The following is a 22,266-nucleotide window of genomic DNA, read 5'->3' on the forward strand; positions in this document are numbered from 1 at the left end:
GTCTTGTCGGGGGGCACAACGCCGCAGATCGAACCACTGCTGTTGCCGCAGGGCGACGGGCATCTGTTTGCTGTCCGTCATCGCTGCGCGATGCCGCTGCGTGCCCGCGTCCTGCTGTGCCCGCCATTGCTGCACGAACATGCCCGCAGCTACCGCTTCTTCGCCCAGCTTGCCGAACACTGGGCGCGCCACGGCATCGAAGTGATCCGCTTCGATTATTCCGGCAGCGGCGACTCCAGCGGATCGACACGCGATTTCGCCAGCGCAGGCGCGATCCGCGATATTCGTCATGTTTGGGATGCGCTTGTTCCGGTGGAAGAGGGAGTTCCGCGCATCATCTGCGGCGTGCGCATGGGCAGCCTGTTCGCCGCCCACGCAATTGCCGGTGGACTCGACGCCGACATGGCCTGGTGGTGGCAGCCGGCGCTTTCCGGCGCGGCATGGGTCGATGCGCTCGAAATGATCGACGCGCGCGAGCGGCAGTCGCCCAGTCGCTTTCCACTTCGCACTGGGCCACAGGCACGCGTAGGCGAACTGATGGGTTACGACCTGGATCCGCAGTGCATTGGCGACCTGCGTCGACTGCAATGGCCGCTGCTTTCCTTGCCAACGACCTGCTTGCTGGAAAGCGACGGCGCGCTGCAATCGTGGATGCGGGCCGTTGACGTGATTCGCTTGTCACTGGCATTCGATGCGTGGCCATGGCAAGTCGATTTCGAAGCCATCATCCCGGTGCGCCTGGCAGATCCGGCGAGTGAACGCCTGTTTTCGCGGCTGCAGGAGGCCACGACATGATGCAATTGCTGCCAGTGGGCAATGGCTATGGATTCCTCCATCGCGCCGATCCGCAGCGGCCGCCGCGTGCGACGATGCTGATGCTCAATGCCGGCCTGATCCATCGCGGCGGGCCGGCGCGCATGAACATCGAACTCGCCGATCACCTCGCGCCCCACGGCATCGATCTGTTCCGTTTCGACTTGCCGGCAGTGGGCGATGCGCCTGCGGGCGGTGTTGACCGGCAACAGCATATCCGCCAAGCGATGGACATCGCTGCGGCTGCCAATGGCTGTGAGCGCTTCATCGTGGGCGGCATCTGCAGCGCCGCCGATCTTGCCTGGAGGCTGCCACCACTGGATGCGCGCGTGCAGGGATTGTTGTTGCTCGATCCCTGTGCCGTGCGTGGGCTGTGGTTCCGCTGGGCGCAGTTGCAGCACTTCGCGTCGCGGCCGGTCGCGACCTGGGGTCACATGCTGCAGCGATGGTTGCGGCACGGATGGAACGACGGCGGCGCGGCGCCCGCCGGACGCGACTGGCCATCGCAGCGCGAATTCATCGACGGCAATCGCCGTATGGCGACAGCCGGAATCGCCATGTACGTGCTCTATACCGCTGGGGTCACCGAGTACTTCCTGCATCCGCGGCAGATGCACACCAGCTTCGCCGCGACCGGCAATGATCCGCGCCTGCGCCTGCGTCATCGCCCGGACATCGACCACATCCTGTTCGTTCCGCACCAACGTGCGGAAGTCCTCGACGACATCGCTGCCTGGCTGGATGCGTGGCTGCCCGCAGCGGAATCCTCCGTTGCGGGTTGACGCCGACGGGTTCGATCAGGGCGCCGGGTGCGGTGGCGGCGGCAGTTTCACCGCCGGACTGTTGGGCGTGGTGATCGGCAGGGGCGGGGGCGATGTGGAGGGCGGAGGAGGTGGAGGCGGTGGTGGAGCAGGCGACGGTGTCGGACTCGGACTCGGACTTGGTGCCGGGGTTGGCGCCGGTGTTGGTGCCGGCGGAACCGGAGTGGGTGCGGGTGTCGGACTCGGCGTGGTTGCCGGTTGCAGTTCCACCGCACCAATGTCCGGACCTGCGCCATATACGCGTGGATTGCCGGTGTAATCCTGGGTGACCGATGGAATCGACAAACCGGCATCGATCAACGGGCTGTTCTGCTGCGGCGTCGGGTTGAATGTCTTGTAGTTGCCATCGACGAACAATGGTGGCTTGCCGCAGATGTTGCCGGTGCCCACGCTGCATGGGGGACTCTTGAGGTTCCAGAACAGGTTGTTCTGGAAGATCACTTGTGCCGCACCACCATCTTGGTAATAGGCGCAAGTGAGCTCGCCAGTATTGCCCTGCAGGTTGGCACGCCAGTCGAGGTCGCCGGAAATGGCATTGTTCTGCAACACGAGTGCGCTGCCGGCGCCGCCGCCACCACTGATGACCTCGCAATCGCCGAGGCCAGTGATGGTGTTGAAGCGCATTGTCACCATGTTCGCGCCGGTGAGCAGGTCGATCGAGACGGTATTGCCGAGGGCGCGACACAGGTCATCGGATTCCAGCGCCGAGGTCGGATAGCCGAGGAGGGCGTTGCAGTTGCCGATGATCACGCTGTTCTCGATCAGGCCGGGGCCTGCGACTTTCACCTGATTGCCGGCATTGGCGTATGACAACACCTGTCGCACGGTCACGCTGCCGGTGCCGTTGGCGTACAACAGGTCGATGCCATCGGATGTGTTGTGGTGCACCTTGGTGCCCTGGAAGATCCAGTTGCCACCGGTGCGCCCGGTGCCAAGGCCATCGCCGTAACCGCCTTCCAGCTGTCCCCAGCAACCGAAGTAGGTGTGATCGACGTAGTTCTCGATGCAACCGTTCCAGGCGATCTCGCCGCCAATGAAGGCGATGGTCCCGCTGTTGCTCGATCCGGTCTGGCTGCCATAGGCGACATCACCGTCCCAACCAGCCCAGCCGTTGCCGAGGATGCGCACGTTGTATAACGTCCAGTCGGTGAGTTTCCCCGCCGACACGCCATTGTGCGGAAAGCCGTGGACATCGACGTTGCCGATGAAGGTCTTGCCGGCGCCGACGGCAACGATCCCGTCGGCACCGATGTCGCCGAACGGCGGATTGGCGGGACATGCCGCGGTGACGGCCCCCGGCGTGGTCGTTCCGGAATGGTTGTGCGCGTAAGCGCAACTGGCATGATCGGTGAGATCGAGGCATTGCACTTCGACGTTCTGGCTGCCGGTGAGGTTGAGGACGCGATCGGCGCGCCCGCTCGCCCACAGTTCCGGCTTGGTGCTGCACGTCGTCCAGTCCTTGCCGAGGATGCGCGTGCGCGTGTCCCAGGTCGCGCCGGAGGGAATCGGCGGCGGGTAACAGTCGTAGCTCCAACTCGGCGAACAGTTGGCCGTTCCTGGCGCACCGACACCGATCTTATAACTGCCCGGCGAGATGATCAAGGTATCGCCGCCGGCGATCAGTGGCGTGGTCGGCGTGGTCTGGCCGAGCGGAAACGCAATGTTCGGGCTGGACCACGCGCAGTTGCGACTCTTGCCGTCGTAAGCGGCATCGACCAGACCGGTGCACTGGGTGGCATCACCGCCATCGCTGCGCACGTAATACGTGTTGGCCGCGAACGACAGCGGCGAGGCGATCGCCAACGGCAGCGCGGCGGCGATGCCGAGCGGCAATGGCAGCATGCGGATGCGCGGATGGCGACGGGCAGGAATGGCTGTCTTGTACGTAGTCATGGCGGGGGATCCATGGGGGGGAAATTGGAAGTGGAGACCGCAACCTGGGTGGTCGCTGGTACCAGGTGGACGCTGCGCGCGAGGGAACGGCGCAATTGGACGGACACGCGATGGATGGCCGGGCGGGGATCGTTCCAGCGGTACACGTGCTCATAGGCGCCGGGCCAGTCGAGCAGTGCGGTGGTGATCGAGGCGCGCGCATGCTTCAGCGCGTTGGCATCCTCGATCCAGTTCACGCAACCCTTGCCGATGCGATAGCGACGCACCGCCGCCACCGGCAGTTCCTGCGCATCGCGCCATGCCATCTCGCAGACGTTCACGCCGCAGCGCGCGGCGAATTCGACGTACCACCAGGCCCGCGTGTTCACTTCGAGGAGGCGGTACTCGCCATCACGTGCATCCTGCTTGAACTCGGCGCTGAAGATGCCGCGGTAATCCAATTGGTCGAGCAGGCGCATGCAGGCCATCACCGCTGGTTCGATCTCCTCCAGCGCGATGCTGCGGCAGAACGTGCTGTTGCCGAAATCGGGTGGGTGGATGCGGGTGCGCCGGCGCGCGAACAGGCCGGGATAGCGGCCGGCGCGATCGCGGAAGCCATCGACGAACACGTGGTTGCCAACGGGGCCGGGGACGTATTCCTGCACGATCATGCCGTGCCCCTGTGCCTGCAATTGCGACCAGGTTTCCCGACAGGCGCGGGCGTTCTCCACCCACACGCCCTTGCGCCCGGTGATGCGGCTGAAACTCTGGGAATCGATCGGCTTGATGAAGACGCGATCGAGCTGTGCGAACGGCAAGTGGTCGAAATCGGAATCGTCATGCACGGTAAAGGTGCGCGGGAAGGCGATGTCCTTGCCCTCGAGCCAATCGGCGAAGCGTGCCTTGTCCTGCAGGATGCGCATGGTCGTCGCGGAACTGGTGCTCGCGAGATAGCGATCCATCACCCGGCCGCCGACAGCGTTGCGCGCCACCCAGTCGGCGATGTCATCGGCGCAGGGAATCAACACCGCTGGCCCGATATCCGCACGCGCCAAGGCTTGCTCGACCCCTGTGGTCGAACCATCCCATGCGGGTGTCCCAAAGAACGGGCGGAACCAGCGCGAATGGGCGGCGAGGTCGCCCGGCGGACAAGCCGTCCATGCCGGGATGCCGGCGTCATGTATCGCGCGCAGGGCACCAAGGCCGGTAAACCCGGCTCCCATCACCAGCGCTGGAATCCTTTCGTCCATCGTTTGTCCGTGATCCTTCACGTGAAGTCAGCACATTCGCGGTCGTTGCGGCAAGGCATGGATGCAAGGTCACCGCATTGGCGGCGAGCACGCGTTCAGCCAGCGCTGGTTCCCCATGGCGGCCCGGTCGCGGCAGTCAGCGGATCCGCGCCATCGACCGCCCAGATTCCAAGGCCCAGCAACGCCAGCCCGAGCAGGGTGAGCAGCGTCACCGCCATCACCTGCTTCCGCGTTGCGTCGTCGCCGCTTTCGTCGGGGTGGACAGCCGCAACCACCTCGTGGCGCGGCAGTTGCTCTTCGACGGCTCTTGGCTGGATGGCCGCACCACGGACGCGCGCTCCCGGAAAACGGCCATGGCGCCGATGGAAGCGCAATGCCTCCAGGTACAGCATCATCAGGTCTTCTTCGCTCAGCGCCGCGCCACGGTCGGGATGAAGTTCGGCGATGCGACGGCGGAACAAATGTTTCAGGGTATCGACGTCGCAGTCGGGATCGACGTCGAGCGATGCATACAATGCCGTGAAATCGCTCGTCATGCGGATTCCCTCCCGGTCGTCGAACGCATCCTGCGCAGACCAATCATGATCGTTCGATCCTAGTCCGATGGTGGCTACAATGCAACGCAGAAGCGGGCAGGGAAGGCAGGCGCTGCAGACATGAGGGGAACCACCGCAGCGGACGGGATCGGGCGCCATTACCTGCGCTATTCCCTTGGCAACGTCTCCACCATCCTCGCCGGACTGGTGTCCTTCCCGTTGATGACGCGCCTGCTGGACAACACCCAGTACGGCATCCTTGGCTACTACGACAACTGGATGTTGCTGGCGGTCGCAGTTGCCAAATTCGGCGCCCAGCATTCGCTGCTGCGGTTTTACCCGCATGGCGAGGATGCCGGCGACCGCGCGGCGTTCTTCACCAATTTCTTCTACCTGCCGCTGGCGTGTTCGCTGCTGTTGTGGCTGGTATTGCTGGTGGTGATGGCGACGATCGATCGCGCGACCGGCGCCCAACAGCACCTGGTGTTCTGGATGGCGATGTTCGCGGTGCCGATGTCGAGTTTTTCCAGCCTGGCGGAAACCATCCTGCGTGCAAGCGAACAATCGCGCACGGTGCTGGTCACGCGCGTTGTCGGACGCTGGCTGGAAGTGGCGTTGATGGTCGGTGCGGTGGTGTTGCTCAGCCACAGCGCCATCGCCGCTTATGGCGGCAAGCTGGCCGCGACAGTGTTGGTCACCGGGTGGTACGTAGCGTGGGTGCGTCGCCACGTCCGCTTCATGCGTTCGCACGTGTCGTTCGCACGGATGCGCGAAGGCATGCGCTACGGGGTGCCGATGGTGGCCAACGAGATCGTCGCCGTCGCGATCGTCGTGGTCGATCGGCTGATGCTGAAAGGCATGCTGGGCGAATTTGCTGCGGTCGGCATCTACAGCGTGGGCGCATCGCTGGCGATGCAGTTGAACGCCTTCATGAACACCAGCGTGTTCGATGCCTTGATCCCGACCGCCAATCGCCTGTACCAGACCGAAGGCGCGGACGCGGTGCGTGCGTTGAAGCAGCGGGTGCTGTTGCCGATGACCTATTGTAGCATCGGCATGGCGATGCTGCTGGGCCTGTTCGGCGGCGACGCCATCATCGCGCTCAGTGGTGCGGCCAAGGCCGCTTCCGGGCCGGTGTTCTCGGTCCTCGGCATGGTGTTCGCGCTGTATCCGTTGCTGGCGCTGTCCGGCTTTGGCCTGCTGCTGGAAAAACGCACGCACAAGATCCTCGTGCTGATGCTGTCCAGCCTGGCGATCAACGTCGCGCTCAACCTGTGGTGGATCCCGCGCTTCCACGTCATGGGCTCGGTCTATGCCAGCGCGATCAGCACGCTGGTGCTTGGCCTGGCGTATTGCATTTTCGTACGGCGCAATTTGCTGCAATTCCCGGCACCGGGTGTCGTCGCGCGGGCGCTGCTGGCAGCAATCGCCTGCCTCGTCATCGCATGGTGGCTGGCCGGCGTGTTGACGCCAGGCTGGATGCGCTTCCTGTTTGGCAGCGGAACATGTGCAGTTGTTTACGCGGGCATGGTGCTGGCGCTGGATGCGCGTGCGCGTGTCCTGTTGCAGCGGTTGCTGGGCCGCTTCGGCATCGGCAAACCGACATGAGCAGTCAGGCGCGATCATCACGGGCAGTCGAGCGGGCTCATCCGCACTGCGGCGCCGACCACGCGCATGCGTGCGGGAACATCGCGGGTGACCACGGTATTGGCGCCGATCACCACGCCGTTGCCGATGGTGATGTCGCCGATCACTTTGGCGCCGGCACCGATGTAGACGTTGTCACCGAGGCGTGGCCAGCGGGTCGATTTCCCGGCACCCTTGTAGCCGATGGTGACGCCCTGGCCGACACTGAGATGATGGCCGGCATTGCAATGGAGGAAAATGCCGCCGTGATGACCGATGTGCAGTCCCGGACCGATGTCGGCATTGGCCGAGATCTGGATGCCGAGGGCGAGATCACTGGACACTTTCAGTGGCAGGTAGACCAGCGTGAACGGCAGCCGCAACAGGCGCGATGGAATCCGCCGCGTCCAGCGCACGTAGCGGTAGACCAGCGTCGCCAGGAAGCCGTAGGTGAAGAACGCATGGGCCGGCGCACGCCATCTCGGTGCGCCCGCATGTTCGTCAAGGTAGGTGCGGAAATCCTCCCTCAGCGCGGCGAACATGACGGGCTCGCCTTGGCAATCGAGTGCACGCGATGAGCGACTTCGCATTGTCGCCGCTGACATGGTTGGCGCTGGCGGCGCTGGCGTTGGCAGTGTTCGGCACACGCCTGCCGCGGATCGCGAAACGGGTTTGTCAGGGCGTTGTTGTCCTCGCGGTGTTCGCCTGTACGCCGCTGTGCGCGAACGCGTTGCTGTGGCTGGCCGAACGCCATCCGCAAGTGAAGGAATGCGCCGCCACGCAGGGCGACTGGCCAATCGTGTTGCTCACGGCCGGCTTCGACCGTCCGCCGCATTCGCCCGATGATGGCGCCGCGTTGAACAGGGAAAATTTCGAGCGGATGGATATCGCGTACCGGTTGGCGCTGGCCGATCCGCAAGCGATCCTGCACGTGTCCGGTGGCGGGCGGGAACGCATCGCCGAAGCCGAGGTCGTCGCCCGTCGGCTGGAACAACGTGGTCTCGCACCGGCAGGCTTGCGCACGGAAACGCGTTCCCGCACCACCTGGGAGAACGCTTTCGCGTTGCGCGGTGATATCACCCGGGCGCGGCTGGTGACATCGCCGGCACACCTGCAACGTGCAGCGATGGCCTTCCACGCCGCCGGCATCGAGATCTGCGCTGTTGCAGGCACGAGTGGGGTGGTGGCGATGGATGGCGTTGGCTACCTGCTGCCGCGTCGCACCGCACTGGTCAAGACCGAACAGGCACTGCACGAACTGGTCGGGCGTGTCGCCTATGCGTGGCAGGCATGGCGCGTTCATGCCGCCAGCAACCGCTCGTAGTGCGGAAGCATCGCATCACCGATCGCATCCCAGCCATAACGTGCTTCCGCCAGCCGCCGCGCTTCGCGCCCGAGCATGGCGCGCCGGGCGGGGTCGTCGAGCAAGGCGAGGATGCGTTCGGCGAATGACTGCGCATCGTCGGCGAATTCGCCGTGGACACCATCTTCAAGATCGATGCCTTCGCTGCCGATCGACGTGGTGACGATGGCCTTGCCGAAGGCCATCGCTTCCAGCACCTTCAGGCGCGTGCCGCTGCCCATGCGCAAGGGGACGACATAGACCGAGGCGCGTTGCAGCAACGGTCGCAAATCCTCGACGAAGCCGCTGACATCGACGTTGCCGGAAACGTTCCCTGGAACGTGCAAACCATCGGACTTGCCGACCAGGGTGAAGCGCAGGCCGGGTCGATGCATCAGCACCCTCGGCAGCACATCGGCCAGGAACCATTCGATGCCGTCGCGATTGGGGAACCAGCCCATCTGTCCGACGAATACGAGACTGCCGTCTTCATCACCGCTGCCCGGTCGGTTGCTGTCGAGATCGACACCGTTGGGGACGGTGATGGCATCGCGCGCGCCCATCGTCGCGAGCTGGGCGCGATCCTGTTCCGAACACGCAAGCACCAGATCTGCGCGTCGGCAGGCGGCTTCCTCGAACCTGTTCAACCTGCCGGTCTGGCTGCGCAGGAAGGCGCGATGCAGCGGTCGCGATTCATTGTCGCCACGCACGCGCAGCAACGCATGTTCGACATTGTGTGCGTTGTAGATGATGGGAACGCCCGATGGCACGCATTCGGCGCAGGCCATCAGCGGCAGCATGTCGATATGGACGAGATCGGCATCGCTTGCCAGTTCGCCGAGGCATGTTTTCAGCCGCGCATCGGCATAACGATGCACGACGTACGGCAGCGGTCCCGCCAGGCTCGACGCCAGCTGGGTGGCGGTGGACAGCGCATCCTGTCGCAATGGGTGGACAACCAGCCGCGCCACATTCGTTGGCAGATCGTCTTGCGCGATCGCTGCATCCTCGGGACGCAGGCAACTGAGCAGGGTGACCTGGTGGCGGCGCGACAGAGCCCGCAACAAATGCCAAGAACGCAACTGGTGACCCTCCGTCGGCGGCCACGGCAGGCGACTGGTGACCATCAGCACCCGGGCCATCAGTGCGGCTTCCACAAACGATTGGCATCACGTGATATCGCCGCCGGCAACGACAACAACGCGGCGGTGTTCAGCATCAGGAAGGTGCCAGCGGTGATGGCGAATGGCAATCGTCGCGCCGTGCCAGGCACAGCGATGGCGAACAGCGCAATCCCGTATCCGATGCACTGCGCGACGAACAACGCGCGATACAGCGGGTCGCCCGAGAACGCGCAGGCGAGCAGGGCGGCGAGCATCGCCCACGGTGCCAGCAAGCGGCTCAGTTTGTGCGAATACCAAGCGAACCACACCGGGTTGCGCCATGGCACGAGCAATCGCGGCAATCGTGCGATCAACTGCCAGTTCCCGGCCAGCGTTCGTACCTTGCGCGCGAATTCCTCGCCGTGGTTCGCGGATGCCGTGTCCCAGGCGATCGCGCGCTCCGACATCCACACCCTGTGTCCGGAAAACACCACCTGCAAGGGCAACCACATGTCATCGAGCAGCGTGCCTGCCGGCATCGGCACGAACAGCGAGGTGCGCAGGGCGTGGATCGCGCCACTGACGCCGTGCAGCCAGCCCAGCGCCGATTCGTCATGGCGGAGTTGGCGTTCGATGCGCCAGTACAGGCCGAGGTCATTGTCACCGTCACTTTCATTGCGGAAGCGAAGTTCGCCTGCCACTGCGCCGATGCGGGGGTTGTCGAACGGCGCGACCAGTGCGCGCAATGTGCCCGGTTCGAAGCGTTGACGGGCATCGGCGAAGACGGTGATCGGAGTGGTCACTGCGCGCAACGCAATATTCAACGCCGACGCCTTGCCGTCATTGTCAGTGAGGGTGATGACGCGACAACGCGGATCGCCAATGTTTGCCGCGCGCGAGGTGGCATCATTACTGCCATCGTCGACCACGATCACCCGTATGCGATCGGCGGGATAGTCCTGCGCCAGGATGTCGCGGGTGCGCGCGGCGATTCGTGTTTCTTCGTCGTGGGCGGCGATGACGACCGTGATTTCCGGTAGTGCACCAGGTGCGGCGTCGACGGAACGCTTGCGGCCGCGACCGGCGATCCGCAACAACAGCGGGTAGCCGAGATAGGCGTAGGCCAGCATCGCCATGCACAGCCAGAACATGAGTGCGCTGGCGTTCACGTCAGGGCCGCGCGCAATCGCTGGTAGCGGGCATTGCCGAGCATGCGCTTGGGGACGGCCAATGCGCCATGGCGCAGGCGCGCCCAATGTGCGGCTGGTCCGCTCCAGTTCGCCAGTGCCGCGAATTTCGCATCACCAAGTTCTCGGGTAATGGCGATGCGGTTGCGCCAGCGCGGCTGCGGGTCATCTTCGTCGGGGCCGGGACGGGAACCGTAGAGATCGCGATAGCCGCAGGCCAATGCCTCGTCCAGTTCGCGCGCACCGCCGCGCCCGCCGGGCAATGCCATCGCATCCACTGCATTGCCGGTGATGTCTTCGAGCACTGCCTTGCTGTCGTGCAGCTCGCGGCGCAACGTCTCCACATCCATGTCTTCGAGGAAGCCATGACTCATGCCGTGGGCACCGATGTGCATGCCGGCATCGGCGAGCGCGCGCACGTTGCTGCGCCGGAGCATGCCGGGGCGATCGATGAATCCGCTGGTGATGAAGAAGGTGGCGTGCAATCCACGTTCGACCAGCATCGGCAATGCCGCGGTGACATTGCTGACGTCGCCATCGTCGAAGGTGATGTGAAAGAGATTGGGGTGTTCCCGGTTCGCGATCCAGTCGAGTTGGCGCGCAAAGCGTTGTCGCGTGATGCTGTACACCGGATCGAAATGTCCCGGCGACGAAGTGCCGTCATGGATGCCGTGATACATCAGGTGCATGCGGCGCATCACTGCCTCCATTGTCGCAACCAGCCGAGCAGGCCGCTGGTTTCGCTGAAGAACAATGCTTTCGACAGACCGCCACCCGGTGCGCGGAAACGCGCATCGAAGGCATTGATGCGGCCGATGCGGTAGGGATCGGTGTTGGCGCGATTCAGGCGTTCGACGGTGGTGACGGCGGTGACATAGCCAGCGGCCCGCAACAATTCGACCTCACGCTGGCCGAAATCCTGGGCACGGCCGTTGGGATAGGCGAAGTGGCGCGGTCGCCGTCCCAGCCCTTGCCGCAACACGCTGGTGGAGACGGTGATTTCCTCGCGTGCATGGGCATCATCCGTTTGCGAGAGCAGGGGATGGGTATGGGTATGGGCGCCGATTTCGATGCCATGCGTTTGCAGTTCGGAGATGCCATCCCAGCCCAGCATTTCTCCCGCGCCCGGCAATGGCTCGGTGGGCGCCGCCATTTCGAAGATGCGATCCACCGCGGATTCGACCTCGCGTGGTGGCAGTGACTTGATGCGATCCGCCAGCCGCTGCAACAACTGCGGGTGCGTGGCGGCATTCGTGACGTCGACCCGGTCCATGCCGAGGAAAGCAAGATCAATCACGGGATTGCCGGCATTCTGGATCGCATGCGCCAGTCGGTAGTACCACAGCAATGTCCCGCCGATCAGCGAGGTGACCACGTACAGCGTCGCCGGCGGTGGTGGTGACATCGCGAGGATGTTCAGGTTGTCCTTGTAACCATCGTCCAGGGTGATGGCATAGCGCGGCCCGCGCCGGTGCGTGGACAGGTGCACGCGGCCATCCTCCAGCGAAACCAGCCAACGCTTGCCGCGCAACCATTGGACGTGACGCGCGAAGGTGGATGGTGATGTGCTGAGCGGCGCGGGATCATATTCGTCGCGCAGGCGGTGGTACATCAGCACCGCCAGCGACGGGCCGCACAGCCAGCGGTAGAGCGAGTCCGCGCCGCTGTAATGCGCCATCAGCGCAAATCCGTACTTCGCCAGCAGGAACAGTTCGTGCGTCATCGCCGCACCCCGTTCGCGACGGGAAGATCACGCGACTTGAGCAACAGGCCGACATAGACCCAGAAGCAGCCGATCATCGGGTAATAGGTGAAACGGTCGCCGAACACGTTGCCGACGACCAGCGCGGACCATGCGCCGAGCATTCCCAATGCGATTCCGTATTGCCAACTCCTTGGGAGAGCCTTTCGCAGTCGCTTGATGCAGAGGAAGAACAGCGCCAGCAATAGCGACAGCAACACCAGCGCACCGATCACGCCGCCTTCCGCCAACGTGCGCAGATAGAGGTTGTGGGTATCCATGTGATATGGATTCACCCTTCGCGCGAAGGTATTGAAGCCGGTGCCGGTCACCGGGTGGGCGACGAAGCTGTCCCAGGCGATGCCCCAGTACACCATGCGCATCCGCGTGCTTTCATCCTGCTTGCCTTCCTCCACCGAAGTGCTCTGGTAGCGTTCGATCACCGATTCGGGGAGGATGGCCGGCAACGCGATCGCCACGACCAGGAACAGCGGCATCAGTTTCCAGCGTCCGCGCCAAGCCAGCAGCACGCAAATCAGGCCGACCGCGACCGCGACGTAGGCCGTGCGCGAGTAAGCGAAGAGAATGCAGAAGACCGCGCAGGAAAGGCCGAGTGCGACCAGCGCACGCAGCAGCCTGGGCATTCGCACCGCGATCAGCAGCGCGAAGCACAGCACGGCCATGGTGACGCAGAAGCCGGCGAATTCGTTGGCGCCCAGCAGTGCGAACGTGCCCTTGATGCGCAAGGCATCGCCGTAATGCCATTTCGCCACCGACGTATGTTGTATCCAGGTGACCTTGGCGATGTACGGCAGCGGCAGCAGGCTGGCGATCATGATCTTTTTCGCCTGCGGCCAGTCGCGCACGCTCATCTGCACGACGTAGACCAGCGACACCGCGATCAGGTGATCCTTCAGCACGTTGATGCGGTCGCCGTCGCTGACCAGTTGCGAGCCGACCAGGTATGACACCACGGCGTACAGCATGTAGACCAGGACGGCGATGTTGACGGACTCGCGCCGCACCAGCCGACCACCGCAAACGAACGCCCCTAGCAGCGACAACGCGAAGAAGACATTGAGGAAGTTGAGCCCACCACCGAATTGCGGGATGTAGCCGGTCTGGATGTTCTGCAGCGGCAACAGGAACACGAACAGGTACAACGGCCAATTGTTGCGGTATCGACGCGCGGGGGCAGCCGCCTGCACCTCGTCCGCGACGGCGACCGGCACCGGCGAACGCCAATGCAATCCGCGCTCGGCGAGCGGGAAGTGCATGCCGGCCGGATCAGGCTGCACGTGCGACACCATCGTTTCTCCACAACTGCCGGTAGAGTTCGGCATACCGCGCAGCCATCACTTGCGCCGAATGGCGATCCCGCACGTATGCCCGGGCCGCAGCGTCATCGACGCGGGTGCCGATCGCCGCCTGCATCGCCTGCGCCCAGGCGGCTTCGTCCAGCGGCAACACCTTCGAACCGGGCGCATGCGCGAGCAGGGCGGGGACATCGCCGACGGCGCTGGCCAGCACCGGCTTGCCGGCGGCCATGGCTTCCAGCACCACCAGCGGCATGCCTTCGCTGAGCGAGGGCAGGGCCAGCACGTCCATCGCGGCGTACAGCGGCGCGCAATCATCCACATGCCCAAGCAATGTCACTTGCGACTCCAGCCCTAGCGCGTTCGCGAGATAGGCCAGCGCGGAATATTCCGGGCCATCGCCGGCGACCAGCAGGCGGATCGGTGCCCCGGTGCCGATGCGTGCCATTGCCTTCAGCAGCAAGGCGAAATTCTTTTCGAGCGCCAATCGGCCGATCGCCGCGAACACGGTGTCTTGCGGTTCGCAGCCGTAGTGTCGCCGCGCCTCGGCGCGTTGCAGTCGCGACGCCGGTTCCGGCAATTCGATGCCATTGGCGATGGCGTGAATGCGCGTGTGTTGCACCCCGGCGGCGATCAGGCGATCGACCTGCTGCCGTGCCACCACCGCCACCGCGTCATAGCGCTTCAGCAATGCGCGCTCGATCCGGTTGTAAAGGCGCAGCGCGGCGCCGGTCTCGACCCAGCCGTGCGTCGTCGCCACGCAGCGGCAATCGAGGCCGCGCGTCGCCAGCCATGCGTACACCACGCTCTTGGGATCGTGCGCATGGATGCATCCGGCCTGTTGCGAACGCAACAGCCCGCGCAGCGACGCCACAGCGCTGGCATCGAGGCGGCCATGGCTCGGCAACAGGATGGCTTCCTGGTTGCGTCGGCACGCTTCTTCATGCAGCGGGGAATGCCCGAGGTGGTGATTGCCGATCGAGACGAGCCGGCTCGGCTGTCCCGCCGCAGGCAGATGGCGGGATAGCGCCAGCACCATGCGATCGGCGCCGTACAGCCCCGCGCTTGAACGCAGATGGACGACCGGCCTCATGCCAGCCCCAGCAGGCCGCGGTACAGATGGTCGTAGGCGATGATCATCCGCGCCGCCGAGAACTCTTCCTCAACGATCCTGCGTGCGCGTTGCCCGAGGTCGTGGCGGCGGTGCGCGTCGCGTGCGAGCGACAACATCGCCTCGGCGAACGCCGCGGGATCATGCGCTGGCACCAACACGCCGTTGACCCCCGGCTTCACCAGTTGCAGGTTGCCGCCAACGGCGGTCGCGACGACAGGCAAGCCGCACGCCATCGCCTCGAGCAATGCGTTGGACATGCCTTCGGACGAGGACGCGAGCACTGCGACATCGCAGGCGGGCAGGAGGTCGTCAACCGCATCGATCGAGCCCAGCAGGTCGATGTTGCCGGCCAGTCCACTTGCGTCCACCTTGCGGCGGACTTCATCGGCCATCGGGCCGTCCCCGGCCAGCAACAAGCGCACATCGGGATACTCGGCGTGCAGTCGTGCGAAGGCATCGACCAGCACCAGCGGACACTTCACTTCCGTCAATCGTGCGACGCAGCAGAACACCACGGTGTCGACTCCGAGGCCCAACGCTCGCCGCCGCGCCTCGCGCCATGTCGCCTCGCGCGGGCGATAGCGCAGCGTGTCCACGCCATTGGGGATGACCGTGGCCCGGCACAACGGCAGGTGCTCGTGCGTCGCCAATGCATCGAGGATCTGTCGCGCTGGTGCCACCACGCGGTCGAAGCGATGATTGAGCAGGCGAAACGCGTGCTTCAGGCGATTGCTCTTCTTGAAACCCATGTCACGGCGATTGGAGATGTGGATCACGCCACGCCGCTTGGGCAACAATGCATTGAGGACGTCGGCCTTCTCGTGTTGCGATTGCACGATGTCGTAACGACCGCTGGACAACAGCCGGCGCAGCACCTGGTAGGCGCGCAATCCACTGCGGCCATAAACCGCGGCGACCGGAACACGCAGCACCTTGATGCCGGGGAGAGACGGCATCGGCACGATGGCACCGGACGCCAGTTCGACGACGGTGACCGCATAGCGATGGCGTGGCAACCCGCGCAACAGGCTGCGCAGGAATTGTTCGCTGCCCCCGGTCACCGAGAGGCTGGTGTCCGTTACCACCAGCAATCCGGCCGGTGGTTCAGGGCTGGTAGCCGATGTAGAAGACGATTCCATTCTCTTTGAAGTTCTGGGTATGCACCGGCGTGTTGCGGGTGCGATGCTGGAGATCGATGCGCGCATTCCAGTGCGTATTCCAGCGATAGCCGAACCCGGCTCCGATGAATTGATTGCGGTCGTTGCCGATTTGTTGGGTCAGCGTGCGACGGAACGCCGCGGCGTAGGCATTGAAGGTCCATGACGGCGTCAGCCGGTACGAGCCTGACAGGCTGCCCAGCAATGCACGCCAGCCTTCGCCACCGGGCTGCAAGGGCGTGGCACGATCAGATTCGATATCCGCCTTGAACGTCAGTCGTGCCGAGCGATAGTCGTAGAACATCAGTGCGCGGCGGTCGCGGTAGACCTGCGGCGTCACCACGCCTTCGGCGTTGAGGAAGTCCTGGATCAACACGTAGCGTTCGTCGAGGCTGTGCGCGACCACGTCTTCGGTGGTGTCGGCGTATTGCTGGCTCAGGCGCAGGTGCAGGGCCTGGCTGCTGCTCGGGATCCAGGCAACATCGATGCGGACCAGTGGCCCGGACGCGCTGACGTTCTGCTTCTGTATGTTCACCCGCGACCAGCCGAGGTCCGTCTGCAACAGGATCGTGCGCATCCGGGTGTCATAGCGCGCGAAGATGCTCTCGCGATCATAGTCATCGCTCTTCGAGAGCTTGCTGAACCTGACTTGTTCGGTCGTCACGGCGCCACTGATCGAACGGTTCGGCGCGAGGTCGTGATCGATCGCGCCCGAGAGCAGGTATTGCTGGCCATCGATTTCATGCGTTTTCGCCGCCACGCTGTCACTGACGCGCAGGTCGAAGCGCGATCGCGTGGTCGGGGAGAGACTCGCGACCCAGGTCGGTCCCGCGACGAAGACATTGATCTGCTGCGCGTTGGCCGGGTTGTACGACACCAGGCTGTCGGCCGGACGACGGGTCAAGTGATCGGCCGCCATGAACTCCAGCCGTCCCGGCGAGATCACCCAGTTGGCCTGCGCGGCCAATGCACCGCGTGCGCTGTTGGGAAAGCTGCCTTGGGCGTAATCGAGGTACTGGGCGATGCCGTGGGCCGTCAGCCGCAGATTGCTCGAGTCGCGGCGCACGTCGAACGTCAGTGTCGGCGCGATCACCCAGTCGTCCTGCGGATGATCGGGAATCAGCCCGATGTTGTCGCTGTGCAGGACCGATACGCCCAGTTCGTAGTTGATCCTGTTCTGGGCCATCGCCGGCCCTGATCCGAGGGCCATCATCAACGATGCTGCAAGAATGTGTAGACGCCAGGAATCCTTTCGGCGTGTATGTCGCACGGTTCACCCCATGTCGTTGAAAACGACGCCTGCGAATTTTTCCGGTGGGAATTGCTGCACGGCACGGGAGATCGTTTCCGCCGTGTTCATGGCATAACCGGTGACCAGCACCACGATGTCGGCCATCTCGGCCAGGATCCGCGCATCCGGCGACGACTCCACCGGCGGCGCATCCAGGAACAGATAGCGATTGGCATAGTGGCTGCGCAGCGAATCGACCAGCAGGCGCATCTGCGGGGTGGCGAATTGTTCCGCGCTGTTCTCGCGTGGCGGGCCGGCAGGAATCAGGCCCAGTCGCGGCACGCCGGTGTCGTGGATCAATTCGGCGATGTCATCCACCTGTCCCTGCAGATAGTTCGCCAGATGGGCGTCGCCACTGTCGATGCGCATCACCTCGTGCTGCGAGGGATGACGCATGTCGCAGTCGACCAGCAGCGCGGTGCGGGCATCGTCGAAGGCGAAGGCGGCGGCAAGGTTGCGCGCAACGAAACTGCTGCCGCAACCGGCCGACACCGGCGCGATCAGGGTGACGAAATTGCCATCCATCATCGACAGCAGTTTGGTGCGCAGGTCGCGAAAGGCGTCGACTTCCGGTTGCGCCACGCTGGCGCGGTAGATCGTGCTGCGTTCGCGCAACTGCGCCGGCGTCAAGGTCTTGCCCGGCGGCCGCATCAGCGCATGGTCGCGTTGGGTTTCCATGATTCCACCCTCCATCACAATCCCCCCGCGCGGAAGATCGCCAGCGCGCCATAGACCACCGGCACCGCCAGGAACAGGCTGGCCGCGAACGCGGCCTGGCGCAGCATCGATGCGCGACCGGCACGCGTCGCATAGCGCGGCGTCACGCCAAGCAGTGGCACCGCCGACAGCGTTTCCACCTGTTCCGGCGAGCGCAGCTTGTGGTCGAACTTCACCGTTGCAAGGAGCAAGGCGAGTGGCAGCAGCAAGGCCACCACCAGGCTGGCGATCGCCACGTGCATCAGCCGCAGGCCGCTGGCGCGCACCGGCACCAGTGCCGGTTCCTGCACGCGGAAACTCATGCCGCGATGACCCTCGTCGAGGTTCATCGAGAGGCGGGCGTTCTCGCGCCGCTTCAACAGATCCTGGTAGAGATCGCGATTGACTTCGTAGTCGCGGGTCAGTTCCGCCAACGCACTGGCGGCAGCGGCGATCCCGCGATTCTGCGCCATCGCGCCGCCCAGCAATTGTTCGGCGGTGCCGCGACGTGCATTGATCGAGGCGCTTTCGCTGCGCGCGGCGGCCAGCTTGCTGCGCAGTTCGCCATACAACGGATTGATGGTGCTGGTGCTTTCCAGGCTGGAGCCGCCTTGCGCGGTGCTGGCGACCTTGCGAGTGGCTTCGGCGTTCTTGAGCTGCGCCTGCAGGTCATCGAGCTGGTGGTTGATCCGCACCACGTCCGGGTACTGGTCGGTATAGGTCAACAGCAGCTTGGCGCGCTGGTTCATCAAATCGGCCATTTGTGCACGGATCTGGCCCTCACGGGTCTGCACCGCGTTCACTTCGCTTTCGTTGCCGAGTTCGGTCTTGATCGCGGTTTCCTTCGAGCGCGCATTCTGCAAGTCCATGTCGGCGGTATCCACCTGGTGGCGCAGATCGGCGATGCGACCATTGACCTCGGTTTCCACGCCTGGGCGTGCATCCGGATTGACCGAACGATAGGCTTCCAGACGCGCTTCCGACTGCTTGAGCTTGTCATGATAGGTATTGACTTGGGCGTCGATGAACTGGAACGCCTCGCGGCTTTCGCGTGCCTTGGCGGCCAGGCTTTCGCTGATCACCTGGTCGCCCAGTGCCTTGGTGACCGCATAGGCACGTTGCGGATCGGAATCGGAATACTCGATCTGGATGAGTTTTTCGCCGGTATCGATCTGTGTGCGGTTCTTGACCTGCTCGATCAGGCGATCCTGTTCGATCGGACTGAGCGGGGCGTCCATCCAGCCGCCTACGCGCAGGATTTCGTGCATCACCTTGTTGCTGAAGGCGACTTCCTTGGCCAGCGCCGCGCGATCGGCCACTGCGGTCGGCACCGCGCGGCCTTCCATCAACGGTCGGATGATGTTGCTGTCCTCGACCACGATCGTGGTGCGCGAGGCATATTTCTTCGGCAGCATCACGCCCACGACGAGGCCGAGCAGGGCGATGGCGGTGAAGATCGCGGCGTAACGCACCGGCCGCCTGCGGAAATCCTTGGCCACGCCGCGCAGGAGTTCGTGCGGGGTGGTGGTGCTTTCGCGCATCTGCAGAGATACCGTGGCGTTGCTCCCCGACAACAACGGCACACTCACAGCACGCGCTCCGGCACCGAGATGACATCACCGGACGTCAACGTGTAGTTGGTGCCCAGGTCGCCCTTGTTCAGGACCTGGTCGAGGCGCACGCGATAGTTGCCACCGGGCATATTTTCCTTCGGCCGCCGATGCAGTTCGGTGCGATCGGGAGCGGCGAATTCGGTGACGCCACCTGCGGCAAGGACCGCATCCAGCACCGTCATGCCTTGCCGCCACGGCACCGAGACCGGATTGCGCACCGCGCCGGTCACCCGCACCCGCGAAAGGTATTCGTGGCTGCGCAACTCGGTGAGGATCACCGCGACCTGCGGATCGCGAACGTAGGCGGTCAGCTTCTGCTTGATGTCGTCGGCGACTTGTTCCGGGGTACGACCACCGGCGGCGACATCGCCGATCAACGGAACCGAAATCTTGCCGTCGGGGCGCACCGGTACGGTGATCCCGAGCTCCGGGTTGCGCCAGACCGAGACCTGGACGACATCGTCCACGCCGATCAGATAGGCTTTGACTGCCTGCGTGGCATCTGCCGGTGGGGCATCGGCACGAGCGCCGGTTCCACTGGTCGCACACGCGGAAAGAAACATCATGCACATTACTGTGCATGCCAAACGTAGCATCCTGCTCATGGCTTGCTCCTAACTTCATCGCCGAATCTACACCCGCTTGCAAGTCGCGGCAAGTAGGTGTTTTCTGATTTTCCCACCCGCATTCATGATGATTTGAATCATCGAATTTCGAATAAAATCAATGCCATGAAGATCCTCGTCACCGGCGGTGCCGGCTATATCGGCAGCCATTCCTGCATCGAACTGGCCGCATCGAATCATCAGGTTGTGATCCTGGACAACTTCTGCAATGCGTCGCAGGCCTCGGTTGCGCGTGCGGAAAAACTGGCCGGAACACGCTTTCTGCTGCACCGCATCGATCTTCGCGACGCCTCTGCGGTCCATCGATTGTTCGAACAGGAGCGCTTCGATGCCGTGGTCCACTTCGCGGCGCTGAAGGCCGTCGGCGAGTCGGTGGAGAAACCACTGGAGTACTACGGCAACAACGTCACTGGCAGCATCCACCTGGTGCAGGCGATGCGTGCGCATGGCTGCAAGCGCCTGGTATTCAGTTCATCGGCGACGGTCTACGGCAATCCCGACAGCGTTCCGGTGGATGAAGAAGCGCCGCTGCGGGTGACCAATCCCTATGGCCGCAGCAAATTGATGATCGAAGACATGATCCGCGACGTCTGCGCGTCGGATCCGGAGTTCAACGCGATCCTGCTGCGCTATTTCAATCCGGCGGGCGCGCATCCTTCCGGCACGATCGGCGAGGATCCGTGCGGCATCCCCAACAACCTGATGCCCTACATCTGCCAGGTCGCGGTCGGTCGGCGTGAGCGTCTCGGCATCTTCGGCGGCGACTGGCCGACGATCGATGGCACCGGCGTGCGCGACTACATCCACGTGGTCGATCTGGCGCGCGCGCATGTCGATGCAGTGAACGCGCTGGAACATGCACGACATCCCGCCACCACGCTCAATCTCGGCACCGGGCAGGGCGTCAGCGTGCTGCAACTGGTACATGCCTTCGAGCAGGCCAGTGGCCGCAAGGTTCCTTATGAGATCGTCGAACGCCGTGCCGGCGATGTCGCTTCGGTGTATGCCGATCCGCGCCGCGCGCACGATGTCATCGGCTGGAAGGCCGCTCGTGATGTAGACACCATGTGTGTCGATGCCTGGCGTTGGCAGTCGCAGAACCCTGAAGGATATGGTGACGCCTGAGCGTCACACCTTGTAGTAGTCGCGATACCACTCGACGAAGTTGCGCACGCCGGTCTCGATCGGCGTCGATGGCGTGTATCCGGTATCGCGCTGCAGCGCGCTGACATCGGCATAGGTGTCGGGCACGTCGCCGGGTTGCATCGGCAGCAGGCGCATCTCGGCCTTGCGGCCCAGCGCATCCTCCAGCACTTCGATGTAGCGCAGCAATTCCACCGGCTGGTTGTTGCCGATGTTGTAGACGCGATACGGCGCGGTCGACGACGCTGGCGTCGGATGCATCGGGTCGTAGGCGGGATCGGGGCCGGGTGGACGATCAAGCGTGCGGATCACGCCTTCGACGATGTCGTCGACATAGGTGAAGTCGCGGCTGTGGCGGCCATGGTTGAACACATCGATCGGTTCGCCGGCCAGGATCTTGCGGGTGAACAGGAACAAGGCCATGTCCGGGCGGCCCCACGGGCCATACACGGTGAAGAAGCGCAGGCCGGTGGTGGGGATGCCGTAGAGATGGCTGTAGGTGTGCGCCATCAGTTCGTTGGCTTTCTTGCTCGCCGCGTAGAGGCTGACCGGATGATCGACGCTGTCCTCGACCGCGAACGGCAACTTGCGGTTGGCGCCATACACTGAACTCGACGAGGCGTAGACCAGATGCTCGCAACCGAAGTGGCGACAGGCTTCGAGGATGTTGAGGAAGCCGACGATATTGCTGTCGATGTAGGCGCGCGGATTCTCCAGCGAATAGCGCACGCCGGCCTGCGCCGCCAACGCCACCACGCGATCGGGCTTGAATTCCTTGAAGGCGCGATCCACCGCCGCGCGGTCTTCGAGATCGGCGCGCACGAAGGTGAAGCCGGGACGCCCTTGCAGCCGCGCCAGTCGCGCTTCCTTCAGCGTGGGATCGTAGTAGTCGTTGAGATTGTCGAAGCCCAGCACTTCATCGCCGCGCTCGAGGAGGCGGTGGGTGAGGGTCGATCCGATGAAGCCGGCGGCGCCGGTGACGAGGATGCGCATCCAGGGCGTGCCCGATAGTGTTGACA

21 protein-coding genes are annotated in these 22,266 nt (G+C 64.1%); 5 read left to right on the forward strand and 16 right to left on the reverse strand.

Annotated features, from left to right (window positions below):
* Nucleotides 1–3: 3 nt before the first annotated feature.
* Together Lysil_RS11870 and Lysil_RS11875 are read left to right on the forward strand one after the other, a co-directional pair.
* Nucleotides 4–795, forward strand: coding sequence for a serine aminopeptidase domain-containing protein (locus tag Lysil_RS11870; protein ID WP_103075756.1), 792 nt, complete (start codon nucleotides 4–6; stop codon nucleotides 793–795).
* Complete coding sequence (locus Lysil_RS11875; RefSeq protein WP_103075757.1) at nucleotides 792–1,595, forward strand: alpha/beta fold hydrolase; 804 nt, start codon at nucleotides 792–794, stop codon at nucleotides 1,593–1,595. The genes Lysil_RS11870 and Lysil_RS11875 overlap by 4 nt, the downstream gene beginning before the upstream one ends.
* Nucleotides 1,596–1,610: 15 nt before the next feature.
* On the opposite strand, the gene Lysil_RS11880 is transcribed toward Lysil_RS11875, so the two are convergent.
* The 3 genes from Lysil_RS11880 to Lysil_RS11890 form a co-directional block, all read right to left on the reverse strand.
* Complete coding sequence (locus Lysil_RS11880; RefSeq protein ID WP_103075758.1) at nucleotides 1,611–3,527, reverse strand: choice-of-anchor Q domain-containing protein; 1,917 nt, start codon at nucleotides 3,525–3,527, stop codon at nucleotides 1,611–1,613.
* The gene (locus Lysil_RS11885; RefSeq protein WP_103075759.1) at nucleotides 3,524–4,756 is read right to left on the reverse strand and encodes a carboxylate--amine ligase; all 1,233 of its coding nucleotides are present in this window, start codon (nucleotides 4,754–4,756) and stop codon (nucleotides 3,524–3,526) included. Before Lysil_RS11885 ends, Lysil_RS11880 begins: the two co-directional genes overlap by 4 nt.
* Before the next feature lie 95 nt (nucleotides 4,757–4,851).
* Nucleotides 4,852–5,292 (reverse strand): J domain-containing protein, encoded by a 441-nt coding sequence (locus Lysil_RS11890; RefSeq protein ID WP_103075760.1) that lies wholly within the window; start codon nucleotides 5,290–5,292, stop codon nucleotides 4,852–4,854.
* A 120-nt stretch (nucleotides 5,293–5,412) separates the two neighbouring features.
* Between Lysil_RS11890 and Lysil_RS11895 the strand changes: the two genes are divergently transcribed.
* Nucleotides 5,413–6,900, forward strand: coding sequence for an oligosaccharide flippase family protein (locus Lysil_RS11895; protein WP_103075761.1), 1,488 nt, complete (start codon nucleotides 5,413–5,415; stop codon nucleotides 6,898–6,900).
* A 17-nt stretch (nucleotides 6,901–6,917) separates the two neighbouring features.
* Here the strand turns inward: Lysil_RS11895 and Lysil_RS11900 are convergent, their stop codons facing one another.
* Complete coding sequence (locus Lysil_RS11900) at nucleotides 6,918–7,460, reverse strand: serine O-acetyltransferase (protein ID WP_205756935.1); 543 nt, start codon at nucleotides 7,458–7,460, stop codon at nucleotides 6,918–6,920.
* A gap of 32 nt (nucleotides 7,461–7,492) precedes the next feature.
* Here Lysil_RS11900 and Lysil_RS11905 point away from each other — a divergent pair, with 32 nt between their 5' ends.
* Nucleotides 7,493–8,242: a YdcF family protein gene (locus Lysil_RS11905; protein WP_103075763.1), complete on the forward strand. Its 750-nt coding sequence runs from the start codon at nucleotides 7,493–7,495 to the stop codon at nucleotides 8,240–8,242.
* On the opposite strand, the gene Lysil_RS11910 is transcribed toward Lysil_RS11905, so the two are convergent.
* The 11 genes from Lysil_RS11910 to Lysil_RS11960 all read right to left on the reverse strand — a co-directional run bounded on the left by Lysil_RS11910 (nucleotide 8,218) and on the right by Lysil_RS11960 (nucleotide 20,044).
* Nucleotides 8,218–9,402 carry a glycosyltransferase family 4 protein gene (locus tag Lysil_RS11910; RefSeq protein ID WP_129588436.1) on the reverse strand — a complete coding sequence of 395 codons (1,185 nt, stop codon included), beginning with the start codon at nucleotides 9,400–9,402 and terminating at the stop codon, nucleotides 8,218–8,220. The genes Lysil_RS11905 and Lysil_RS11910 overlap by 25 nt on opposite strands.
* Nucleotides 9,402–10,532: a glycosyltransferase family 2 protein gene (locus Lysil_RS11915; protein ID WP_103075765.1), complete on the reverse strand. Its 1,131-nt coding sequence runs from the start codon at nucleotides 10,530–10,532 to the stop codon at nucleotides 9,402–9,404. Before Lysil_RS11915 ends, Lysil_RS11910 begins: the two co-directional genes overlap by 1 nt.
* Entirely contained in the window at nucleotides 10,529–11,248 is a 720-nt protein-coding gene (locus tag Lysil_RS11920) for a polysaccharide deacetylase family protein (protein WP_165782486.1), read from the reverse strand. The genes Lysil_RS11915 and Lysil_RS11920 overlap by 4 nt, the downstream gene beginning before the upstream one ends.
* Complete coding sequence (locus Lysil_RS11925) at nucleotides 11,248–12,273, reverse strand: polysaccharide deacetylase family protein (protein ID WP_103075767.1); 1,026 nt, start codon at nucleotides 12,271–12,273, stop codon at nucleotides 11,248–11,250. Before Lysil_RS11925 ends, Lysil_RS11920 begins: the two co-directional genes overlap by 1 nt.
* Nucleotides 12,270–13,589 (reverse strand): O-antigen ligase family protein, encoded by a 1,320-nt coding sequence (locus tag Lysil_RS11930; protein ID WP_165782487.1) that lies wholly within the window; start codon nucleotides 13,587–13,589, stop codon nucleotides 12,270–12,272. Before Lysil_RS11930 ends, Lysil_RS11925 begins: the two co-directional genes overlap by 4 nt.
* Entirely contained in the window at nucleotides 13,579–14,700 is a 1,122-nt protein-coding gene (locus tag Lysil_RS11935; RefSeq protein ID WP_103075769.1) for a glycosyltransferase, read from the reverse strand. Before Lysil_RS11935 ends, Lysil_RS11930 begins: the two co-directional genes overlap by 11 nt.
* A complete protein-coding gene (locus Lysil_RS11940; protein ID WP_165782488.1) occupies nucleotides 14,697–15,860 on the reverse strand; it encodes a glycosyltransferase in 1,164 nt (387 codons plus the stop codon). The genes Lysil_RS11935 and Lysil_RS11940 overlap by 4 nt, the downstream gene beginning before the upstream one ends.
* On the reverse strand, nucleotides 15,826–17,088 hold the full coding sequence (locus tag Lysil_RS11945; RefSeq protein WP_129588437.1) for a porin family protein: 1,263 nt from the start codon (nucleotides 17,086–17,088) through the stop codon (nucleotides 15,826–15,828). Before Lysil_RS11945 ends, Lysil_RS11940 begins: the two co-directional genes overlap by 35 nt.
* A gap of 63 nt (nucleotides 17,089–17,151) precedes the next feature.
* The gene (locus tag Lysil_RS11950) at nucleotides 17,152–17,847 is read right to left on the reverse strand and encodes a P-loop NTPase family protein (RefSeq protein WP_129588438.1); all 696 of its coding nucleotides are present in this window, start codon (nucleotides 17,845–17,847) and stop codon (nucleotides 17,152–17,154) included.
* Between the two features lie 14 nt (nucleotides 17,848–17,861).
* Entirely contained in the window at nucleotides 17,862–19,454 is a 1,593-nt protein-coding gene (locus tag Lysil_RS11955) for an XrtA system polysaccharide chain length determinant (RefSeq protein WP_129588439.1), read from the reverse strand.
* Nucleotides 19,451–20,044: an XrtA/PEP-CTERM system exopolysaccharide export protein gene (locus Lysil_RS11960; protein ID WP_240600540.1), complete on the reverse strand. Its 594-nt coding sequence runs from the start codon at nucleotides 20,042–20,044 to the stop codon at nucleotides 19,451–19,453. The genes Lysil_RS11955 and Lysil_RS11960 overlap by 4 nt, the downstream gene beginning before the upstream one ends.
* Before the next feature lie 165 nt (nucleotides 20,045–20,209).
* Here Lysil_RS11960 and galE point away from each other — a divergent pair, with 165 nt between their 5' ends.
* A complete protein-coding gene (gene galE / locus Lysil_RS11965; RefSeq protein WP_103075775.1) occupies nucleotides 20,210–21,229 on the forward strand; it encodes a UDP-glucose 4-epimerase GalE in 1,020 nt (339 codons plus the stop codon).
* A 3-nt stretch (nucleotides 21,230–21,232) separates the two neighbouring features.
* Here galE and Lysil_RS11970 read toward each other — a convergent pair whose 3' ends face one another.
* Entirely contained in the window at nucleotides 21,233–22,240 is a 1,008-nt protein-coding gene (locus Lysil_RS11970) for an NAD-dependent epimerase (RefSeq protein ID WP_103075776.1), read from the reverse strand.
* Nucleotides 22,241–22,266 lie beyond the last annotated feature (26 nt).

The sequence above is a fragment of the Solilutibacter silvestris genome (assembly GCF_002895945.1).
In the GTDB taxonomy this organism is placed as follows: Bacteria; Pseudomonadota; Gammaproteobacteria; order Xanthomonadales; family Xanthomonadaceae; genus Solilutibacter; species Solilutibacter silvestris.

Excerpts from the sequence above, each read along its gene's own strand:
- Lysil_RS11890 (WP_103075760.1), bottom strand. The coding sequence starts at position 5,292 with ATGACGAGCGATTTCACGGCATTGTATGCATCGCTCGACGTCGATCCC.
- Lysil_RS11880 (WP_103075758.1), bottom strand. The coding sequence starts at position 3,527 with ATGACTACGTACAAGACAGCCATTCCTGCCCGTCGCCATCCGCGCATC.
- Lysil_RS11905 (WP_103075763.1), top strand. The coding sequence starts at position 7,493 with ATGAGCGACTTCGCATTGTCGCCGCTGACATGGTTGGCGCTGGCGGCG.
- Lysil_RS11925 (WP_103075767.1), bottom strand. The coding sequence starts at position 12,273 with ATGACGCACGAACTGTTCCTGCTGGCGAAGTACGGATTTGCGCTGATG.
- Lysil_RS11900 (WP_205756935.1), bottom strand. The coding sequence starts at position 7,460 with ATGTTCGCCGCGCTGAGGGAGGATTTCCGCACCTACCTTGACGAACAT.
- Lysil_RS11895 (WP_103075761.1), top strand. The coding sequence starts at position 5,413 with ATGAGGGGAACCACCGCAGCGGACGGGATCGGGCGCCATTACCTGCGC.
- Lysil_RS11945 (WP_129588437.1), bottom strand. The coding sequence starts at position 17,088 with ATGGCCCTCGGATCAGGGCCGGCGATGGCCCAGAACAGGATCAACTAC.
- Lysil_RS11940 (WP_165782488.1), bottom strand. The coding sequence starts at position 15,860 with ATGGAATCGTCTTCTACATCGGCTACCAGCCCTGAACCACCGGCCGGA.
- Lysil_RS11885 (WP_103075759.1), bottom strand. The coding sequence starts at position 4,756 with ATGGACGAAAGGATTCCAGCGCTGGTGATGGGAGCCGGGTTTACCGGC.
- Lysil_RS11875 (WP_103075757.1), top strand. The coding sequence starts at position 792 with ATGATGCAATTGCTGCCAGTGGGCAATGGCTATGGATTCCTCCATCGC.
- Lysil_RS11920 (WP_165782486.1), bottom strand. The coding sequence starts at position 11,248 with ATGCGCCGCATGCACCTGATGTATCACGGCATCCATGACGGCACTTCG.
- Lysil_RS11935 (WP_103075769.1), bottom strand. The coding sequence starts at position 14,700 with ATGAGGCCGGTCGTCCATCTGCGTTCAAGCGCGGGGCTGTACGGCGCC.
- Lysil_RS11910 (WP_129588436.1), bottom strand. The coding sequence starts at position 9,402 with ATGGCCCGGGTGCTGATGGTCACCAGTCGCCTGCCGTGGCCGCCGACG.
- Lysil_RS11950 (WP_129588438.1), bottom strand. The coding sequence starts at position 17,847 with ATGGAAACCCAACGCGACCATGCGCTGATGCGGCCGCCGGGCAAGACC.
- Lysil_RS11970 (WP_103075776.1), bottom strand. The coding sequence starts at position 22,240 with ATGCGCATCCTCGTCACCGGCGCCGCCGGCTTCATCGGATCGACCCTC.
- galE (WP_103075775.1), top strand. The coding sequence starts at position 20,210 with ATGAAGATCCTCGTCACCGGCGGTGCCGGCTATATCGGCAGCCATTCC.
- Lysil_RS11960 (WP_240600540.1), bottom strand. The coding sequence starts at position 20,044 with ATGATGTTTCTTTCCGCGTGTGCGACCAGTGGAACCGGCGCTCGTGCC.